Genomic DNA, 19,369 nt, shown 5'->3' with positions numbered 1-19,369 from the left:
CAACAAAATCCATACCTGAGGGGGTACCGGGAATAATAGTTAGTGCAAGAATACGTCAAATACGGTAACGGACACACTATTTTTGGAAAGATGCTGCGATTGAAGTGAGTAGGAAAATGCACAGGTTGGCGGAAAACAGATGGATCGGACGGAGTATAGGATTAATTATTCTTCTTTTCGTGTGCCCTGGTGTAAGGCGTGTTTATCTTCTTTTTCGATTCGCTTTTTTACTTTATCCACATCTTCTGCGGGAGGAAGGGTTTCGGGTTTAACGCCTCTTTCCAGCAGTATTTTTCTGACGGCGGAGTTATTATCTACGTGTTCTTCGGTGATATCGACTTCCCCTTCCAGATCTTTTTCCACCACATTATGACTCGTAAGCTCCGTTGCAAAGTCTTTGGCTTTGATGGTCAAGGTTGGTAAAAATCAGCCAGGGGCCTATTATCAGGCACCATCAGTTTTTTCTTCATATCACGGGTGTTGAATCCACCAAATAAGGCCTGGTCTCCCTTGGAGCGAATGTTGGCGAAACCTTTTTCATCAACGCCTCTTTCATACAGGATTCCAGACAGCACTTTCTCTGATTTTGATAATTTTTCGCGGGCATTAATCCGATCAATGTCAAGGAGTCTTTTTTCAATAATCTCCTGTTTACGGGTTTGCACAGCGAAGTACGTTTGTGCAAAAGCAATGGGATCTTTTTGGGAATCTCCGTTTTGAGCAATGAGGTAACAGGCGTAACGGGTAAGTGCGATGTCTTGCAAGTTTCTTGTTGCCTCACTTCCCACGGTGACCATTTTGCTGATGTCAGCAAAATGGTCAGAAACCGCCACCCCGCTGTTTTCACAAGCAATTTTTGCTTTCTCAATTACCTTAGTAAAGTTTCGCCACTGAGTGTATCCAAGAATTTCCTGCAATTCTCTGGCACTCCAGCATTCAATTTCTTTGTGGTCGTAACGGGCTTGTTCAAACTGAGCAAACAGTGCTTCAATCAATTCTTTTTTCATGAAAAGAAGTGTTTAAAATCATTTCACAATATTGTGAAGCACAAAAGTAAAATCAGTAAAAAGGAGTTTAGTTAATGAGGCTCAAATAGGCTCAAAAGGATAAAAATCAGATCGGAGCAGCGGAAATAGTATCTTATTGCAACACGGGTTTATTCCGTTCATTAAACCGATAAATATAATTCACCAGTTGGTCCTTCTTTTCTTTATCTGCCCGGAATTCATCCAGCAGTGCACTATCCTGTGGAAGAATATATTTTTTTAGATTATAGGCAGATAAATCCAGTATTTGCCCGGTAACCACATTCAGTACTTTTTTAAACACCACCGGGCTGCTAATGCTGTTCGTTGTCATGTCGGCCTGGTTAAGATAACTACGGGAAGGCTGGATGCCGTGCAGGGTGTAAATGCAGTAGTAGCCGGTTTCTTCGAGTTTATTAAGGCCGTTGTCTCTGATATAGATATTGATGCCATCACAGAAGCCCCAATAGTTTTTTACTTTATGTTCCTGGCCGGCGCCATCGCGGAGTACCAGTTCATTTCTATTGGCCAGCAGATAGATTTGTGCGGCAGAGCTGCGGTTTTTGATTACCAGGTCCCCTTCTTCAGAAGGGCTGTTATGCTGAAATTCTTCAAAGGTTTTGTATAGCCCTTTTTTCAGTGGAGCGCCATTCGTTATGAACACGGCATGCTGTGCMTGTTGCTGCGCAGCGGCGGCAAGTGTCAGTAATAAAAAGCTCCAAAAGCACCCCCATTTTTTCATAATGAACAAATGTATTGGGTTTAGGAGGAGGCTATTAGCAGAAATAGCTGAACAGACTTATTTCTTCTACTGAGATGGTAATTGTATCGCTGATTGTGTGGATAACTATTTTTTAGTGTTGGAGATCAACTTATTTTCCTGCATTTCCGCAATTAGGTTGCGGCTGATACCAACAAATACTTTTTGTGCATCCTGCCTGATATCGGTTTGAAGCATACCACGCCACACGGGTTCGCTATTCAGGTTTTCAGTGACCAGTAGCTCCACTTTTTCTGCCAAACGATCCTCAACACGATAGGGATAAGGATTTCCTTGTGATGCTATTTCGCTACCGTCTTGCATTCGCATTGTTGAAAGGGATTCTTCTTTATAGACGATTGTCTGTGTGATAGAACGTAGAGGAGTGATCATGAGGATGGCATCATACTTACCAGACGACACACTCTTTTTAAGATTGTCGTTAATGATCGCTTCCTCCGCACCAAGATAGACATAAGTATACGTGATATGGTAGTCTGCCAATTGTTTATCCAGTTCATAAATGATATCATGAATAAATTTTCTACTGGCCATGGAGCCGGAGCTAAGGATTAGCAAGGATTTATAATCCTTTGTAACAGTATTTTCCTTAAGCGTTTCAATGGTTTTGGAGCTTCTGTAATTCTTCTTCTGGTGTGTTTGTGCCTGGATACTGCAGCGCAATACCAACAGCAACATTACAAGGGATAACTGCTTCATTGTACAGGGATATAGATGTTAACAGCCCCGAATATAGACAATTTTAAAAAAATATAGGCCGGGTAAAAACCCGGCCCGGCTGAAGGTTACAACAAAATCTAAACCTGCTTATGAGAAAAATTTAATTACAGTGCCATAGCCTGTAAGGAATGGTCCTTGCTTTCCAGTTGGGAGCTGCCCATCAGGAATTCATCTACTTTTCTCGCACACTCGCGACCCTCGCTTATTGCCCATACCACCAGTGATTGTCCGCGGCGCATATCGCCGGCAGTAAACACCTTAGGGATGGATGTCAGGTAATCTTTTTCGGTAGCTTTTACGTTACCGCGTTCATCTTTTTCTACTTCCAGCTGATCCAGCAAGCCAGTATGCTGCGGATGTACAAAGCCCATTGCCAGGAGTGCCAGCTCGCAAGGTACATCTCTTTCCGATCCTGGGACCTCAGTGAATTTGGCTGGTCTGCCATCAGCGCTGGCGGTCCATTGCAGGTCTACCAGGCGCAGGGCTTTCAGGTTACCGTTCTCATCTCCTATAAAGGATTTGGTAGCGATGGCCCATTTACGGTCTGCTCCTTCTTCATGAGAAGAAGACGTTTTTAATATCATTGGATAAGTAGGCCAGGGCATATACGAAGTTCGTTCGCCCGGCGGTTTTGGAAGCAGCTCCAGTTGCGTAATGCTGGTAGCACCATGACGGTTGCTGGTACCTACGCAGTCGGACCCAGTATCTCCACCACCAATAACAATTACATTTTTTCCGGTTGCCCAGATGTCGTTGCCATCTACTGTTTTATCGCCTACTCTTTTGTTCTGTTGTTTCAGGAAGTCCATCGCATAATGGACGCCTTTCAGCTCACGACCAGCAATCGGCAGGTCGCGGGGAATAGTAGATCCGCCGGCTAGTACAATGGCGTTGTATTCTCTCAACAGGTCATTGGTACTAACGTTTACGCCTACATTGGCGTTGCATTGGAATACTACTCCTTCTTCTTCCATCAGCTTCACCCGACGGTCAATCACCCATTTTTCCAGTTTGAAGTCAGGGATACCATAGCGTAAAAGTCCGCCTGGCGCATCATCACGTTCAAATACGGTAACGGTATGGCCGGCATAGTTTAACTGCGCCGCCGCTGCCAGACCTGCCGGTCCGGAGCCAATAACAGCAATCTTCTTGCCGGTACGCATGCGGGGCGTTTTGGCCTGTACCAATCCTTTATCGAACGCTACCTCAATAATATGTTTTTCTATTTCCTCAATAGCTACTGGTGGCTGGTTAATGCCCAGTACACAAGCGCTTTCGCAGGGCGCCGGACAAATACGTCCGGTAAACTCCGGGAAATTATTGGTAGAAGTAAGAATATCGTACGCTTCTTTCCAGTCCTGGCGATACACGGAATCATTGAATTCCGGTATCACATTACCCAGGGGACATCCGCTGTGGCAAAAAGGCACGCCGCAATTCATGCAGCGCGCAGCCTGCTGATTTAGCTTGTTATCAGGAAAGCGTTCTACAAATTCATTATAGTGGCCAACCCTTTCCCGGGGGTCTGCTTTCCCGGGCAGCTCGCGTGTAAATTCCAGGAATCCTGTAGGTTTACCCATAAATTTCCTCCACAAGTCCCTTACCTGAAAGGGATATTTTGATGATGAATGTTATTGTTTCTTTTAGTGACCTACTTTCTGGCCTTGTGTGACACCTGCTTTCAACACTGCCTTGTATTCTTTCGGGAATACTTTCACGAAATGACGCAGTTGGTTTTCCCAGTCTTTCAGGATAAACTTCGCTACGGTACTATTCGTGTAGGCGTGGTGTTTAGTAATCAGGTCCTGCAGTTGTGCTATATCTTCCTGTGCCAGCGGATCGAGGTCGATCATTTCGCGGTTACAGTGATTAGCAAAAGTGCCTTTCACATCGTATACATATGCAATACCGCCACTCATACCTGCGCCAAAGTTGCGACCGGTTTCACCCAGGATCACTGCTTTACCATTGGTCATGTACTCGCAGCCGTGATCGCCTACTCCTTCTACTACTACGGTAGCACCGGAGTTACGTACACAGAAGCGTTCACCAGCTTTACCACGGATGTAGGCTTCACCGGAGGTAGCTCCGTAGAAACAAACGTTGCCCGCAATAATATTTTCTTCTGCCTTAAATCCAGCTTCTCCTTGTGGATAAAGGATCAGTTTGGAGCCAGACAAGCCTTTACCGAAGTAGTCATTGGCTTCTCCTTCCAGTTCCAGCGTTAGGCCTTTCGTCGTGAATGCGCCGAAGCTCTGGCCTGCAGATCCAACAAATTTGAAGTGCAGGGTATCTTCCGGTAATCCCTCGCTCTTGTAGCGTTTGGATATTTCGTTAGACAGGATAGTACCCACTGTACGATCCGTATTTTTTACGGGATATTGCTGATATACCCTGGCTTTCTTTTCCAGCGCAGGCTGTGCAGCCTTCAGCAACTGCCAGTCAATTACTTCGCTGATGCCGTGATCCTGTTCTTCCTGTTTGTACAGGCCAGTTTCGCCGGCAGGTGCTTCATTGAATAATATTGGCGACAGATCCAGTTTTTGTGATTTCCAGTTGGTGATGTTATCACGTACCTGTAAGCAACCCACCTGGCCTACCATTTCGTTTACTGTGCGGAAGCCCAGTTCTGCCATGATTTCGCGGAGTTCTTCCACGAGATAGGTGAACAGGTTTACAACGTGCTGTGGATCTCCGGTGAAGCGTTTACGCAGTTCCGGGTCCTGGGTAGCTACCCCAACAGGGCAGGTATTCACATGACATTTACGCATCATGATACAACCTTCCACTACCAGTGCAGCAGTGGCTACACCCCATTCTTCTGCACCCAGCAGCGTAGCAATAGCAATGTCACGGCCGGTTTTCAGCTGACCATCTGTTTGCAGTACTACACGGGTACGGAGTTTATTTTTAACAAGTGTTTGATGTGTTTCCGCCAAACCAAGCTCCCAAGGCAAGCCGGCATGTTTAATGGAGCTTTCCGGAGATGCACCAGTACCACCATCAAATCCGGATACCAATACTACATCCGCATGTGCTTTCGCCACACCGGCAGCAATGGTACCTACTCCTGCTTTAGATACCAGTTTTACACTGATACGGGCAGCACGGTTAGCATTTTTCAGATCATAGATCAGCTGCGCCAGATCCTCGATAGAATAGATATCGTGGTGAGGCGGCGGTGAAATCAAGCCCACGCCTGGTGTGGAGTGTCTTGTTTTCGCAATCCATTCATCTACTTTATGACCTGGTAATTGTCCACCTTCACCGGGTTTAGCACCCTGAGCCATCTTAATCTGCAGTTCATCAGCATTGGTCAGGTAGTAGCTGGTAACCCCAAAACGGGCGCTGGCAACCTGTTTGATGGCGGAGCGCATAGAATCACCGTTAGGCAGTTCTGCATAGCGCATTTCATCTTCCCCTCCCTCACCGGTATTACTTTTAGCGCCTATGCGGTTCATGGCAATGGCCAGTGTAGAGTGTGCCTCATGAGAGATAGAGCCAAAGCTCATGGCACCGGTAGCAAAACGCTTGAAGATGCTGGTAGCTGGTTCTACTTCATCAATAGAAATAGATGGACGGTTAGGTTTAAATGAAAACAGGCTACGTAAGGTGGCTGCTTTTTCACTTTGGTCATTTACCGATTTGGAATATTTCTTGAAAGCAGCGTAGTCGCCCATACGGGTTGACAACTGCAGATAGTGAATAGTAGTAGGATTAAAGAGATGGAATTCTCCTTTACGTTTCCACTGGTATACACCACCTTCTGTTAAGCGCTGAATAGGCGTTTCTTTACGACCATATCCCATCCAGTGTTTTGCCAGTGTTTCACGGGCAATATCATCCACGCCTAATCCCTGAATACGGGAAACGGCGCCGGTGAAATATTTATCAACCGTTTGTTGATTGATACCGAGTATTTCAAAAATTTGCGCACCCTGGTAAGATTGCAGGGTTGAAATGCCCATTTTAGAGAATACTTTCAGGAGCCCATCGCAGATGGCTTTGATGTAGTTCTTTTTCAGCTTGTCTACATCATGGGAAGTGTCCAGTTTGTTGTTCAGCTTCATATCGCGTATGGTGCTGAGTGCCAGGTACGGGTTGATAGCGGTTACGCCAAATCCGAGCAGGCAGGCAAAGTGGTGTACTTCCCAAACGTCGCCGGCTTCCACAATGAGGCCTACCTGACCACGATAACCCTTGCGGATCAGGTGGTGGTGAACCGCTGAAGCAGCGAGTATAGATGGAATAGCAGCATGTTCAGAGTCGATGGCACGGTCAGACAGAATGATTACTTCAAAACCATCTTCCACGGCATCTACCGCATAACGGCAAAGACGGGCCAATCCTTTTTCCATGGAGCCGGGCTTGCCGTCTGCCTTGAAGTAGGTATGTAATGTTTTAGCCTGGAATAAACCGGTATCGATACTGCGTATTTTTTCCAGTTCATGGTTGTTGAGAATGGGATGACGCAGCGCCAGTCCATGGCAATGCAGCGGGTCCTCATTCAACAGGTTACCATTGTTGCCTACAAAGGTAGCCAGCGACATCACCAGTCTTTCCCGGATAGGATCAATTGGTGGGTTGGTTACCTGTGCAAACAGCTGTTTGAAATAGTTACACAGATGTTGCGGCTGATTACTCAGTACGGCCAATGGTGTATCGGTACCCATAGAGCCCACTGGTTCTTTGCCATCAATAGCCATTGGGGCGATGATGTGATCCAGGTCTTCTGTGCTATAGCCAAATGCGCGTTGGTATTTAAAGATCTGCTCATGTTCCAGATGAGTAAAGGTGACTCTTGGCTCAGGCAGTTCTTCCAGACGGATTTTATATTTATTCAGCCACTCGCCATAAGGTTGCTGAGAGCAGATTTGTTGTTTCAGCTCTTCATCACCAATGATGCGGCCCTGTTCCATGTCTACGATAAACATTTTACCAGGTTGCAGGCGGCCTTTTTCTTTAACATTTTTGGGATCTATCGGTAATACACCAGCTTCAGAGGCCATGATTACGCGATCATCTTTTGTTACCACAAAGCGGCTCGGACGAAGCCCGTTACGATCCAGGGTAGCACCAATGATTTTACCATCGGTGAAAGAAATGGAAGCAGGACCATCCCATGGCTCCATCAGAGAAGCATGGTATTCGTAGAATGCTTTCTTTTCTTCTCCCATATCTTCATTACCATCCCAGGCTTCCGGTACCAGCATCATCATTACATGTGGTAAGGAACGGCCGGTCATGGTAAGGAGTTCAATCACATTATCCAGGCTGGCGGAGTCGGATTGTCCTTCTTCTACAATAGGAAGGAGCATGTCCATTTCCTCTGTAGTGAAGAATTTAGACACAAAGTCTCTTTCACCGGCGCGGAGCCAGTTGAGGTTCCCTTTGAGAGTATTGATTTCACCGTTGTGCGCAATGTAGCGATACGGGTGCGCCAATCTCCAGCTGGGGAAAGTGTTGGTAGCAAAGCGGGAGTGGATGAGTGCAAAGGCAGATACCATTTTCTCATCACTCAGGTCAGTATAATAATGACGTACCTGGTAGGTGGTCAGCTGACCTTTATATACGATTGTTTTATAAGAAAGTGACGCAATATAGAACAGTGACTTTTCTTTAGGCACTGTATTGCGTACTGTTTTGGAAACGTAGTTGCGGAGCACAAATAGTTTGCGCTCAAAAACTTCCGGGTCGCTGATATGATAAGGACAGGCAATAAATACCTGTTCAATTTCTGGTTCTACAGAAAGGGCGGTTTCACCGATGCCATCGGGGCGTACTGGTACTTTACGGTAGCCCAGGATTTCCAGGCCTAATTTCTCTGCGCTACGTTGGAGTATCTCACGACACTCTTCGCGCCAGCGTGGTTCTTTCGGAAAGAAGACCATGCCTACACCGTATTTCCCGAATTCTGGCAGGCGAATACCCAACTTCAGGCACTCGTCGTACAGAAATTCGTGGGGCGTTTGAAACAAGATTCCTGCACCATCTCCCGTGTTTTGCTCACAACCGCAGGCTCCGCGGTGTTCCATGTTTTCCAGCATGGTTAAGGCATCACGAATAATATGGTGGGATTTACGACCCTTTATGTGGGCGGTAAAACCTGTTCCGCAGGCGTCATGTTCAAATTCCGGACGGTATAAACCTTGCGTTTGCTTCACTTCATCCATTTGGTTTAGATTTTTTGCTTTGGCACACTCTCCCCTCTGACTTACGCCGCGGGTGATGGTGTACGATATAATTCGGGAACGGTTTAAAGATACTAAAGGAATGCGGTATTTTTTATACAAACTTTTGTTAGATGGTTAAAATTTAGAAAAAAATAAAAAGATGGCGTTATTTGTTAGAATATTTGAAAAAATGAATGGCCGGTCAAGGTAAATTGGGGTCATTTAATGGTAGCGACAGCTGGTTTTGGACCCTATTTATTATTCTTATCTTGTCATATAAGAAGGAATCAGTATTTGTGTTTGTGCAAAATCGGGTGCTGTGCGGCAAGTTGGGGAAACAATCGTCAACCGGGGTGTTGTGTTAGGGAGGGTTTATTTACAGGTATTAAAAGGTATTGGGAGAAGAAGAAGTTTGTTGGCGCCATGCACATTAACGAGCATGGCGCCGGTATTTTATTCAAAAAGGAACAAAGCCTTGCCATTCTTTATCTCCATCCTCAACGGCTGACTGATTTGACTTTCATTCTGAAAACGGTCAAGGGCCGTAACTACGTAAGTATACGTTTTCCCTTTTACATAGGTAATATCTTTATATACGGGGTCAGGCATCTGTTCCAGGATAGCGAGTATTTTCGTAGGGTCGCTGACGTTAACCGCCTCGTTTTGCTCAAACCGATAAAGGACATACTGTTTGGTGTGACCGCTGGTATCATCATCAGACCAATGTATTTCCAGCCCGCCAGGGCGTTCAAAGGCATCAATGAAGTAAGGCGCCTCCGGCGTTTCTTTTGGTAGCCACGGCATAATAGGCCGCAACGCCGGATATTTATACACACCATTCCGCAACAGCGTTTCTATGCCCTGGGGATTGCCCCTGAAGGAAGCAGCGCTATAAAAGATGCTTCCCTGGATAGTGTTGAGTGTTCGGGCTTCTTCAATCTGCGCAGGTATTTCATTTGGATTCTTCCAGGCGGCGCTACTGTTGATACGGTACACGCCGTGTCCAATATACACCTGCCGGCCATAGCCATGCTGGCTCCACCAGTTCAGTAATATTTCATAATCTGCCAGCCGGTGCCCCCGCTCCCAGTATAGCTGAGGCGCTACATAGTCGATCCAGCCATTTTTCAACCATTTCAGGATATCGGCGTATAGGTCGTCGTAGTTGGTTTGCCCGCCTTTTGTATAAGAACCTTCAGGGTCTTTGTCTTTATTCCGCCACACGCCAAAAGGACTGATACCAAATTTCATCCAGGGCTTTTCTGCTTTAATGGCAACACTTAGCTGCTGTATAATAGCATCCACATTAGACCGGCGCCAGTCGTCTTTCATCATATTTTTACCATACAGCCGGTAAGAGCTGTTGTCAGGAAACTCTTTTCCTGGCGCGCGATATGGATAAAAGTAGTCGTCGAAATGTACGGCATCAATATCATAACGCTTTACTACATCACGAATTACCGCGGTTACATAGTCGCGCACTTCCGGAATGCCCGGATCAAAATATTTTTTGCCATCATAGGTAAGAAACCATTGTGGTTTAAGACGGGTAATGTGGTTTGCTGCAATGCTGCTACGGCTTACATTAAACACTGCGCGATATGGATTAAACCAGGCATGGAATTCCATTCCGCGTTTATGCGTTTCTTCCACCATAAATTGCAGTGGATCATAGTAAGGGTTAGGTGCTTGTCCCTGTACGCCGGTGAGGTATTCAGACCAGGGTTCGTAAGACGACTGATAGAAAGCATCTGTAGCAGGACGAACCTGTACCACAACAGCATTCATACCATTACGCTGTTGCTGATCCAGTATAGCGATAAACTCTTGTTTTTGTTGCTCTGTACTCAATCCACGCCTTGACGGCCAGTCAATATTTTCAACAGTCGCGATCCAAACAGCTCTTAATTCGCGTTTAGGAGGCAACTGCGCCCATGCCTGCTGTGCCAGAATGATCCATAGAAAGATACCTGCTATAAATTGCTTCAACATCTGCCTTACTTTTATCCGTAAGATGCGAAAATAGCAAAAACCGGGGGCTGATAGGATACAAATATGTGATTCTTATGAAGATAGAAGGAAATGGAGTGAATATTATGGGAAAAGTTTCTGGATAACATGGGTGATGAACCATTGAGGTAGTTGGTCATCCAAAATGTTTAGATCTTCTCCGTCCTTGGTAGCAATCATTTTTAAATCGGATGAATTATCAAAAAAATATGCTTTATCTACCATCAGCGTTGCTTTCGCGAGATTATCTAAGGATTTAGGATAGCGACTAACAATACTTGACTCGGGGACATAGTGCCCAGATTTTGAAATGCGATTTTGCACCCGGGAGACATTGATTGCAGGAGCGGTTGTTGCAATAAAATATAAATAAGTCTTATATCCAAGATCCTTGGCATGACTAATCTCCGCTAGTTTTGAAGGGTGGGACATGACTGTTTCAAACGAAAATGTTTGTCCCGAAGTTATAAGTTGATTCCGAAGAAAATCCGCAATTAACGCTCCAATATACCCTCCTGGAATGGCTAATGGCTCAAGAATCTGAAGCAAATTATCTTTGACTAAAACTGCGGATTTGAAGAGGTCGAGATCTAATTTCTCAAAAAAAGAGCTTTTACTTAAGAAAAGATTCCATTGATCAGGAAAGACAGAAAGTTGGTAATTTTCGAAATTTAAGAATCGCTTTTCTTCCAATTCTTTTTCCAGATTATCAGCATTAATGAAGTACCCGGTTCGTAATGGTTTCCCGGTAACCTCATTAACTTCCTGACAAAGGGAGTTAAACAACGTGGACGTGCCGGAACCATTGGGCCCGGCAATAACTCTCATCCGTTTAGTTAACACGTTTAATAATGTATTTTTTCTGTGTTACTTTAATAAATGGGTTTTTCAACTCTTCAATGACCTCCTCTTTGCCATCGGGGAAAAGATTAATAACCTTGGAATCTTTAAGAATAGCAATGGGAAGCCCCAGTGCGAGAGATTCTCTCGCAGCTCTGCCACCGGCTTTTTCTGCGGCTCGCTTGACCAGTTCATCTTCTTCCTGGTCTTCCTCTCTTATTTTATTGGTATTTTCCATCAGATTCATTTTCTTAAAGATACATAGAAAAACACTAGAGGTCTTTCTCCAACTTTACTTTAAATACTGGTGGTGCATAGTCTTCAGGGAGGTGATCTTTTGGCACGGTACTGGTATTCCCATCCCTATGCGCAATAAAATGCGGCGACATAATCTCCACTCCTGCACCATTAAAGTGATCAATAATATTTCGATGTAAATCCGAATAAATCACCGCCATTTTATGCGAATGATCTGTATACACATTGATTTCATAAGCAATGGCAAAATCATCGAGGCTTGTTTGCAATACAAAAGGTGGTTTATCTTTCAAAACTCCATCAGTAGCCAGGGCAGCGCCTATCAGCATTTCGTGTACCTGTTTCCAGGGAACATCATAGCCAATAGTGACGGTGGTGTGTAGAATCAGTCCGAGATCCTTACTGGAGGTAGTAAAATTGATGGTATGGCCGTTTAAAATACTGGCATTAGGCACCGTTATTTCTTCATTTTTTATAGTGCGGAGCCGCGTTACCAGCAGGTTTTTTTCGATTACATCACCGGTGATCTCCCCTATTTTAACCCGGTCGCCGATCTTAAAGGGACGCATATACGTAATTACAAAACCCGCTATCACATTGGAAATAGCGGAAGAAGAGCCGAGTGAAAAGAGTATCCCMAGAAAAACAGATACTCCCTGGAATATTTTAGAATCTGATCCGGGCAGATAAGGAAACACCACAACAAACATAAAGGCATACAACAGAAACTTGATGCCGCTAGCAGTGGGCCTTGCCCAGTCGGGATAGAAGCCATTTATAGTGAGATTGCCGACGGCTATTTCTTCTGCGAGGTAATTCACAAACTTCACCAGGTAACGGGTAATAAAGTATATCACCAGTATAGTGAGTAATTTAGGGAGATAATGAACAAAGCTCAGGACAATGGATTTAACCGGAGATAATGTCCAGCTGATGAGTTTATCCGCAATCCCTTTGGTCCAGGGGAATATGCTGAACACAAATGGCAGGGTGATATAGAAAATAAACAGGATAAGGATGATCCTGGCGATACGCAGTGCAGTGAATACGATCCCAATTTGTTTCTGTTGGTTCAGCAGGGCGTATTCCTTCACTTTTACGCCCTTAAAATACTGGTCTTTTTGCCTGACGGCTTTGTTCCGCAGGCGTTTAAACAAACGGTTGATGCCGAATACAATCGCCGAAAATACCACGATGATTAATAACAGCCAGGCGATGCGGATCAGTATACTTTTTAGGCTGGTATCTTTCTTTTCCTTTATCAGGGCAGACTTGATGGTGTCTGCATATTGTTGGGCTACTATTAACTTATCCTGATTGAGCCAAAGGGCGTCGTCGTCAGTAACACTGAGCAGTACCAGATCGTTATAGATAACGTCTATATTATTTTCATTGGGTATAGGACGAATGGAGTCTGCTGCAAAAAAGGGATCACTGGCTAATTGTGCCAGCTTATGATTAATGTTTTGTGCGCGGTCGCTGGGTTGCAGCGGTCCTAGTTTATTATAAACATAAAAGAGGGTATCACCGAATGGAACAACCGGAATACCGGTGTGGGTGGCTTTCAGCTGATTGATACGTTGCAGATTCGCCACCTTCTTGAGTGAGTCAGCTTGTTCAATAGCACGGAGTTTTTCCTGCAATTCTTTTTTCTGGTGATCATTATTGCCAAGGAGGAGCTGTTGCTGCAGCGCTTTTTTCTGTGCCTCGTCTGCTTTTTGGAGAGAATCGTTTTCCCGGAGCAGTCGGGTGGTCAGTACCAGCTGTGAGTCTGCCGCCGAATCGCGGGAGGCGGTACTGCTATCAGTTTGCGCATTGGTTTGCAGCGTAATACCCGCCAACAGGGCAGCGAAGAAAAGGGTAAAAACAATTCTCATTCCCGAAGCTTTTATTTAAAGTACGGAAAATTCAGCTAGCGCTGCTGTTGGCGACATGAAAATTTTATAAATATCCGGCGCTATACCTTTCTTTTGGTATACTGGCTGTAGTCCGGCAGACTGGCTTCATATTCGTCGTGCATGAGGGGGGAAGTAAGCAGAAAGTCTGCAGATGCCCGGTTCATGGCCATCGGAATATTCCAAACCACGCCTAAACGAAGCAGGGCCTTGATATCCGGATCATGCGGCAGTGCTTCCATGGGGTCCCAGAAGAAAATAATGACATCCAGCTCGCCGGTGGCTACCAGCGCACCAATTTGCTGATCGCCGCCCAGAGGGCCACTCAGCAACTTTCTGACAGATACGTCCAGCGCCTGCTCTATCAGCATGCCGGTGGTGCCGGTAGCATATAGTTCATGACGACTCAATACCGTTTTATTATAAACGGCCCATTCAATGAGCTCCGCCTTTTTATGATCGTGTGCAATGAGTGCGATCCGCTTACGTGCTTTTAATACTTTCGTGGTTTGCATATCTGATACAAAAGTAATAAGTGGCAGCAATAAATGGAATGTGGATTTTTTTAATGTCTTTCGTTGGTATCCAGTGTAGCCAGATCGCGATCAAAAATATACAGACCGCCCTTATCCTCGCCTATCAGCTTTAATTTGTCGAGAATATGCCGGGCAAGACGCTCTTCTTCGATTTGCTCTGTTACATACCACTGTAAAAAGTTATGTGTGGCGTAATCTTTTTCGCTGAGGCACATATCCACCAGGTTATTAATCTCTTTTGATACAGCCAGCTCATGACTAAATACCTGCTCAAAAATCTCGTGGATGTTTTTGAACTTCACGGTAGGCTGCTTTAACGCCGGTACCAGGCCGTGTCCGCCGCGTTCATTGATAAATTTCAGCAGCTTCAGCATGTGCGTGCGCTCCTCATCAGAGTGCCGGTACAGGAATTGGGCTATCCCATTATAGCCTTCAACTTCAGACCAGGAGGCCATTGCCAGATAATATTGGGAAGAGGCGGCTTCCATTTCTACCTGCTGATTTAAGGCCGTCTGAATTTTTGGTGAAAGTTCTTTTAATAACATAACAAAAAAATTGTATAATTATAAAGAAGAAGGCAGGGAAAGCGGGGTATCAGTAATACCTATAAGCAAATTGTTATTTTCAATAGCAAACAGTGAGATCTGTCCCAAAAATCTGCCTGAAAAATGTTACCTTTGCTTAAGTAAATTAGGATAAAATGATTAAAACAGGAAATCCAATCATCAGCATATATACAGAAATGACGCCTAACCCGGAAACCATGAAGTTTGTGGCAAACAAACTCCTGTATCCTGGTAAAAGCATTGATTTCCCGGATGAAGCCAGCGCTAAACCATCGCCATTGGCCGTTGAGTTGTTTAGCTTCCCTTTTATCAGAGGGGTATTTATCATGGCTAACTTTATTACTCTTACCAAAACCAGCGAAACTGACTGGAACGATATAATTCCTACGGTAAAAGCCTTCCTGAAAGAATATCTGGAAGACTCCCGCCCTGTTATCAACGAAGATGAGGTAGTGATTACTAAATCTACTGCCAGCAACGAAGTGAGCGCAGATGATACAGATGTGGTAAAACGTATCAAGGAATTACTTGAAAACTATGTGAAACCAGCTGTTGAAATGGATGGTGGCGCCATTCAGTTCAAAGATTACGACAACGGCACGGTTACACTGATGTTACAAGGTTCCTGCTCAGGCTGCCCCTCTTCCATGATTACGCTCAAAGCCGGTATTGAAGGCATGATGAAGCGTATGATCCCTGAAGTGAAGGAAGTAGTGGCAGAAGCAGAATAAGCCATAGTTGAGTGAATGATAGTGTTAAACGAAAGCACAGTCTTTATGGCTGTGCTTTTTTTAGTTATTAGCCGTTAGTATGTAGGCTACGGCCTTTTTTTATTATTAAACCAGAATGCCAGCATGAAGTTTTTAGTGTTATTGGCCGGTATCGCAGTGGCAATACAACCGGCATGGGCCCAGGGCAAAAAAAGAGTAGATAGTACAAGCGCCGTTATCACCTACGGTTTTGGCAGCAACGGGAAAGCCATTCCTGGCAATGAACTGCAGTTGTTCATCGATCAGCAACGTGCACACATCGTTACAGGCAAAGGCAAACAAAAAGAACAACAATTCCTGCAATTACAGGATCAAGCCAGCCTGCAGGTGTTAAGTCTTCCTAACAATGACGTATACACGCTGAAAAAAAACTTTAGTGAATACGCTACACCGGAACTCCTCCCCGATACCGCTACCATCCTGGGATATGTATGTAAGAAAGCAAAACTATTTATCCGCTCTAATACCATTGAGGTATGGTATACCAATGCGCTGGCGCTGAAAGGCACGCCTAATATCACTATTGCTCCAGGTTTGGGACTCGTTCTCAGAATTGTGCGGAATGGTAACAGCGAAACCATCGCCAAGAAAATCACGTATCGTAAAATTACGCCAGAAGAACTGGCCTGGCCAACCAATACCGGCGCCCTGGTTGACGATGCCGCCTATATGCGGCAGGTAATCGATAGCCGTTACACTACCCTCCCGGTATTTAATCAGGAGCAAATCAGCTGGGGAAATAATACACCTAATCCCACCGGAGAACAAATGAACCAAACCTATCATTACGCTGGTGGTACTGTGATACTGAAAAAAGTGTCCTTGCCGGCAGTAAAGAAGGGGGAAACGCTTTTCGCAGAACTGACCCAATACTCCAACGGGGACGCGTACGACAGAACCGGTTCCGTATTTATGATTCCGGCAGATAAAGCCACCTCTTTCCTGGATGGTCTGCAAAAAGGCGTACAGGCGTTACCGTTGTTTACTGCTAATAATGGAAACAGCTATCATGGTATGGTAGCCACCGACAACTATTTACCAACCCTGGAAATATTGCGTTTCTTCACACCATTTGGCGTGCGGCAGTTTAATAACCAGGTAAAAATAGCAGGCTACAACTGGGCGGATTCTGTTATCTATAAACAGGATATTACCGAACTGCACAACCGCCTGCAGGGCGATGTATGGCTGGGTGTATATATTGGCAACTACGACAAGGGAGGGCATAAAGTAAGCCTTAGCCTTAAATATTATCCAGGTGATCCGGAAGATGAGAACCGCTCTGCGCCAAACTGGATCTACCCGGTTTTCAATACCACTAACCTGATGGAAATGGCCGGACAGGAATACGCAACCCTGTTTGATAAAGACTCCCTGAAAGTACGGGTAAACATTCCCGAAGGACTTAAAAATGTACAGTTACGTTTCCTTACTACCGGCCATGGTGGCTGGGGTGGCGGCGATGAATTCAATCCTAAACAGAATGAAATTTTTGTAGACGGTAAACGCGTATACCATTTTATTCCATGGCGTACGGACTGTGCTACCTATCGCCTCTCTAATCCCGCTTCCGGCAATTTCGGCAATGGCCTGTCTTCTTCAGATCTGAGCCGTTCTAACTGGTGCCCGGGCACGCTCACCTCTCCGGTAATTATTTCACTGCCGGATATTACGCCGGGCTGGCACACCATCCAGGTGGCTATTCCACAAGGCAAGCCCGAAGGGACCAGCCAAAGCTTCTGGAACGTGTCCGGTACACTGATAGGAGAAAAGAAATAACATTTTGCATATCGTTGTTGTGGTAGGAAGCCACAACAACGATGTGCAAAATCTGGAAATAATTATCCACTTTCGCACCATGAATGATTTATACCAGGGCTTTTTAGAAGGACTGCAGCACATGACTTTACTGGAAGGAACAGCGGTGTTTTTTGCTGTACTGTCGGTCATCTTCCAAAAAAATAATAACATACTGGTATACCCTACCGGTATTATCAGCACTGGTATTTACACTTACCTCTTATCACAGGAGCATTTCAAGCTCTATGCAGATGCTACGCTGAATGCGTATTACCTTATTATGAGCGTATATGGCTGGATATATTGGGCGAAGAAAGGCCCAGCAGAACCAGCTACGCCTATTACACGCAGTAATCGCCGGGAGCTGATTACTGCCATTATTATCGCGCTGGGGGGCTGGGGGATTTTTTATTTCCTCCTCACTCATTTCTCCGATTCTAATGTACCAGTGATGGATGCATTTGTTTCTGCCAGCGCTTGCGCTGGGATGTGGTTATTAGCTAAACGGAAGCTGGAAAACTGGATATTGCTCAACATTTCCAACCTGGTAGCCATCCCGTTGTTGTTTTATAAGCACCTGTATCTGACTGCTTTACTGACCGTCTTTTTGTTTATCATTGCCGTATTTGGATACTTTGAATGGAAAGCGATTGTACAGCAAAAAGAAAAGTCTGATAAATGAAGAAAGTAGTTGTTATAGGGCCTGAATCTACAGGTAAGAGTACACTCAGCGAAATGCTGGCTACCCACTTCAACACGGTGTGGACGCCGGAATATGCCCGTGAATATATTGATCAGCTGGATCGTCCTTATGAGCAATCCGATTTGCTGGAAATAGCAGCCGGACAATTGGCGCTGGAACAGCAACAGGCCCGGAAAGCGCATGAGGTGCTTATTTGCGATACCGATTTACACGTGATAAAAGTATGGAGTGAGCATAAATATGGAAACTGTGATCCGCGTATATTAAAGCAGGTGGCGCTGCAACACTGCGACCTATATCTGCTTACTTATATTGATTTGCCCTGGGAAGAAGATCCGCAAAGGGAATACCCTGATCCGGCCATGCGCAGCTATTTCTATCAGGTTTATAAGGATATTGTTATCGCCTCCGGTGTTCCATGGCTGGAAATAAAAGGAACTTATGAGGAGCGGGAAGCCCTTGCCATAGCGGGTGTGCAGGCACTGTTGCAGTAGCCGGTATTATTTAGTGCCCACTACCAGTTCCATAATATCCGGATCAGGCGCGAGGTTGCGCATTTGTATCAGGATTTTGCGTTGGCGGTAGCTGGTAATTCGAGCGGGTGGATTAATCGTGTATTTAATCGGATTAGGTAAGCAGGCAGCAATCATGGCAGCCTCTTCGCGGTTAAGACTGGCCGCATTTTTATTGTAATTGGCCTGGGCTGCGGCTTCTACTCCAAATATGCCCTCTCCCATTTCGGCTACATTGAGATATACTTCGAGAATGCGTTGTTTCCCCCATATTTTCTCAATCATGAACGTGAAATATACTTCCAGTCCTTTGCGGAACCAGCTGCGTCCCTGCCACAGGAATACGTTTTTAGCTACCTGCTGACTGATGGTGCTGGCCCCTTTTATCTTTTTGCTTTGTTGGTTATGCTTCATGGCTTTTTCGATGGACTTAAAGTCGAAGCCATTGTGATCGGTGAAGAGCTGATCTTCACTGGCTATTACGGCGAGTTTGGCGTGTTGTGATATCTCGTCGTAGCTCACCCATGTTTTGTGCAGTTTTTTATCTGTGCCCCAGAGGCTGAACCAGCTGGCGATTTCAGTAATGGTAATAGGCGGATTCACCCATTTCAACAGGATGATATAAACAAATTGTGCAACAATTAAAACCAGTAGTACCCTCTTCAATCTCCTCCACGTTCTGGGAACAATKCCTTTTAAATTCATCGCGTAGGTTTACAAAAATCGGGACGAAAGGTAGGCTAAAAAGCTGAAAGTGAAACACAATCATTAACTTTATAT

Annotated in this window: 17 protein-coding genes; 4 read left to right on the top strand and 13 right to left on the bottom strand. The window is 45.1% G+C overall.

Features of this window, described 5'->3' with window-relative positions:
• Positions 1–165: 165 nt before the first annotated feature.
• The 12 genes from AC1DFM_RS15725 to AC1DFM_RS15670 all read right to left on the bottom strand — a co-directional run bounded on the left by AC1DFM_RS15725 (position 166) and on the right by AC1DFM_RS15670 (position 14,783).
• Positions 166–414 (bottom strand): hypothetical protein, encoded by a 249-nt coding sequence (locus AC1DFM_RS15725; protein ID WP_477077681.1) that lies wholly within the window; start codon positions 412–414, stop codon positions 166–168.
• The gene (gene dinD, locus AC1DFM_RS15720) at positions 411–1,007 is read right to left on the bottom strand and encodes a DNA damage-inducible protein D (protein ID WP_477077680.1); all 597 of its coding nucleotides are present in this window, start codon (positions 1,005–1,007) and stop codon (positions 411–413) included. Before dinD ends, AC1DFM_RS15725 begins: the two co-directional genes overlap by 4 nt.
• Before the next feature lie 133 nt (positions 1,008–1,140).
• Complete coding sequence (locus tag AC1DFM_RS15715) at positions 1,141–1,767, bottom strand: hypothetical protein (RefSeq protein WP_477077679.1); 627 nt, start codon at positions 1,765–1,767, stop codon at positions 1,141–1,143.
• A gap of 105 nt (positions 1,768–1,872) precedes the next feature.
• Entirely contained in the window at positions 1,873–2,505 is a 633-nt protein-coding gene (locus tag AC1DFM_RS15710) for a hypothetical protein (protein ID WP_477077678.1), read from the bottom strand.
• 125 nt (positions 2,506–2,630) lie between these two features.
• On the bottom strand, positions 2,631–4,106 hold the full coding sequence (locus tag AC1DFM_RS15705) for a glutamate synthase subunit beta (RefSeq protein WP_477077677.1): 1,476 nt from the start codon (positions 4,104–4,106) through the stop codon (positions 2,631–2,633).
• A gap of 63 nt (positions 4,107–4,169) precedes the next feature.
• Positions 4,170–8,699 carry a glutamate synthase large subunit gene (gltB, locus tag AC1DFM_RS15700; protein WP_477077676.1) on the bottom strand — a complete coding sequence of 1,510 codons (4,530 nt, stop codon included), beginning with the start codon at positions 8,697–8,699 and terminating at the stop codon, positions 4,170–4,172.
• 453 nt (positions 8,700–9,152) lie between these two features.
• The gene (locus tag AC1DFM_RS15695) at positions 9,153–10,691 is read right to left on the bottom strand and encodes a glycoside hydrolase family 10-like protein (protein ID WP_477077675.1); all 1,539 of its coding nucleotides are present in this window, start codon (positions 10,689–10,691) and stop codon (positions 9,153–9,155) included.
• Between the two features lie 102 nt (positions 10,692–10,793).
• Entirely contained in the window at positions 10,794–11,537 is a 744-nt protein-coding gene (locus AC1DFM_RS15690; protein ID WP_477077674.1) for an ATPase, read from the bottom strand.
• A gap of 4 nt (positions 11,538–11,541) precedes the next feature.
• Entirely contained in the window at positions 11,542–11,787 is a 246-nt protein-coding gene (locus AC1DFM_RS15685) for a hypothetical protein (protein ID WP_477077673.1), read from the bottom strand.
• Positions 11,788–11,821: 34 nt separating this feature from the next.
• A complete protein-coding gene (locus tag AC1DFM_RS15680; protein WP_477077672.1) occupies positions 11,822–13,684 on the bottom strand; it encodes a mechanosensitive ion channel family protein in 1,863 nt (620 codons plus the stop codon).
• A gap of 80 nt (positions 13,685–13,764) precedes the next feature.
• Complete coding sequence (locus AC1DFM_RS15675) at positions 13,765–14,217, bottom strand: methylglyoxal synthase (RefSeq protein WP_477077671.1); 453 nt, start codon at positions 14,215–14,217, stop codon at positions 13,765–13,767.
• A gap of 50 nt (positions 14,218–14,267) precedes the next feature.
• On the bottom strand, positions 14,268–14,783 hold the full coding sequence (locus tag AC1DFM_RS15670; protein ID WP_477077670.1) for a ferritin: 516 nt from the start codon (positions 14,781–14,783) through the stop codon (positions 14,268–14,270).
• Positions 14,784–14,938: 155 nt separating this feature from the next.
• Here AC1DFM_RS15670 and AC1DFM_RS15665 point away from each other — a divergent pair, with 155 nt between their 5' ends.
• The 4 genes from AC1DFM_RS15665 (at position 14,939) to AC1DFM_RS15650 (ending at position 18,571) form a co-directional block, all read left to right on the top strand.
• Entirely contained in the window at positions 14,939–15,535 is a 597-nt protein-coding gene (locus tag AC1DFM_RS15665; RefSeq protein WP_477077669.1) for a NifU family protein, read from the top strand.
• 123 nt (positions 15,536–15,658) lie between these two features.
• The gene (locus tag AC1DFM_RS15660) at positions 15,659–17,353 is read left to right on the top strand and encodes a PNGase F N-terminal domain-containing protein (RefSeq protein ID WP_477077668.1); all 1,695 of its coding nucleotides are present in this window, start codon (positions 15,659–15,661) and stop codon (positions 17,351–17,353) included.
• 4 nt (positions 17,354–17,357) lie between these two features.
• Positions 17,358–18,056, top strand: coding sequence for a nicotinamide riboside transporter PnuC (pnuC, locus tag AC1DFM_RS15655; protein ID WP_477077667.1), 699 nt, complete (start codon positions 17,358–17,360; stop codon positions 18,054–18,056).
• Entirely contained in the window at positions 18,053–18,571 is a 519-nt protein-coding gene (locus tag AC1DFM_RS15650; protein ID WP_477077666.1) for an AAA family ATPase, read from the top strand. Before pnuC ends, AC1DFM_RS15650 begins: the two co-directional genes overlap by 4 nt.
• Before the next feature lie 6 nt (positions 18,572–18,577).
• On the opposite strand, the gene mtgA is transcribed toward AC1DFM_RS15650, so the two are convergent.
• Complete coding sequence (gene mtgA / locus AC1DFM_RS15645; protein ID WP_477077665.1) at positions 18,578–19,294, bottom strand: monofunctional biosynthetic peptidoglycan transglycosylase; 717 nt, start codon at positions 19,292–19,294, stop codon at positions 18,578–18,580.
• Between the last annotated feature and the right edge of the window lie 75 nt (positions 19,295–19,369).

The organism is Chitinophaga sp. 05T412, assembly GCF_056396465.1.
This window is presented reverse-complemented; position numbering and strand designations above follow the sequence as displayed.

What these genes read in the sequence shown, in the direction of transcription:
- gltB (WP_477077676.1), bottom strand. Translation starts at nt 8,699, where the DNA reads ATGGATGAAGTGAAGCAAACGCAAGGTTTATACCGTCCGGAATTTGAA.
- AC1DFM_RS15695 (WP_477077675.1), bottom strand. Translation starts at nt 10,691, where the DNA reads ATGTTGAAGCAATTTATAGCAGGTATCTTTCTATGGATCATTCTGGCA.
- AC1DFM_RS15685 (WP_477077673.1), bottom strand. Translation starts at nt 11,787, where the DNA reads ATGGAAAATACCAATAAAATAAGAGAGGAAGACCAGGAAGAAGATGAA.
- AC1DFM_RS15650 (WP_477077666.1), top strand. Translation starts at nt 18,053, where the DNA reads ATGAAGAAAGTAGTTGTTATAGGGCCTGAATCTACAGGTAAGAGTACA.
- AC1DFM_RS15710 (WP_477077678.1), bottom strand. Translation starts at nt 2,505, where the DNA reads ATGAAGCAGTTATCCCTTGTAATGTTGCTGTTGGTATTGCGCTGCAGT.
- AC1DFM_RS15705 (WP_477077677.1), bottom strand. Translation starts at nt 4,106, where the DNA reads ATGGGTAAACCTACAGGATTCCTGGAATTTACACGCGAGCTGCCCGGG.
- dinD (WP_477077680.1), bottom strand. Translation starts at nt 1,007, where the DNA reads ATGAAAAAAGAATTGATTGAAGCACTGTTTGCTCAGTTTGAACAAGCC.
- AC1DFM_RS15660 (WP_477077668.1), top strand. Translation starts at nt 15,659, where the DNA reads ATGAAGTTTTTAGTGTTATTGGCCGGTATCGCAGTGGCAATACAACCG.
- AC1DFM_RS15670 (WP_477077670.1), bottom strand. Translation starts at nt 14,783, where the DNA reads ATGTTATTAAAAGAACTTTCACCAAAAATTCAGACGGCCTTAAATCAG.
- AC1DFM_RS15675 (WP_477077671.1), bottom strand. Translation starts at nt 14,217, where the DNA reads ATGCAAACCACGAAAGTATTAAAAGCACGTAAGCGGATCGCACTCATT.
- AC1DFM_RS15690 (WP_477077674.1), bottom strand. Translation starts at nt 11,537, where the DNA reads ATGAGAGTTATTGCCGGGCCCAATGGTTCCGGCACGTCCACGTTGTTT.
- AC1DFM_RS15665 (WP_477077669.1), top strand. Translation starts at nt 14,939, where the DNA reads ATGATTAAAACAGGAAATCCAATCATCAGCATATATACAGAAATGACG.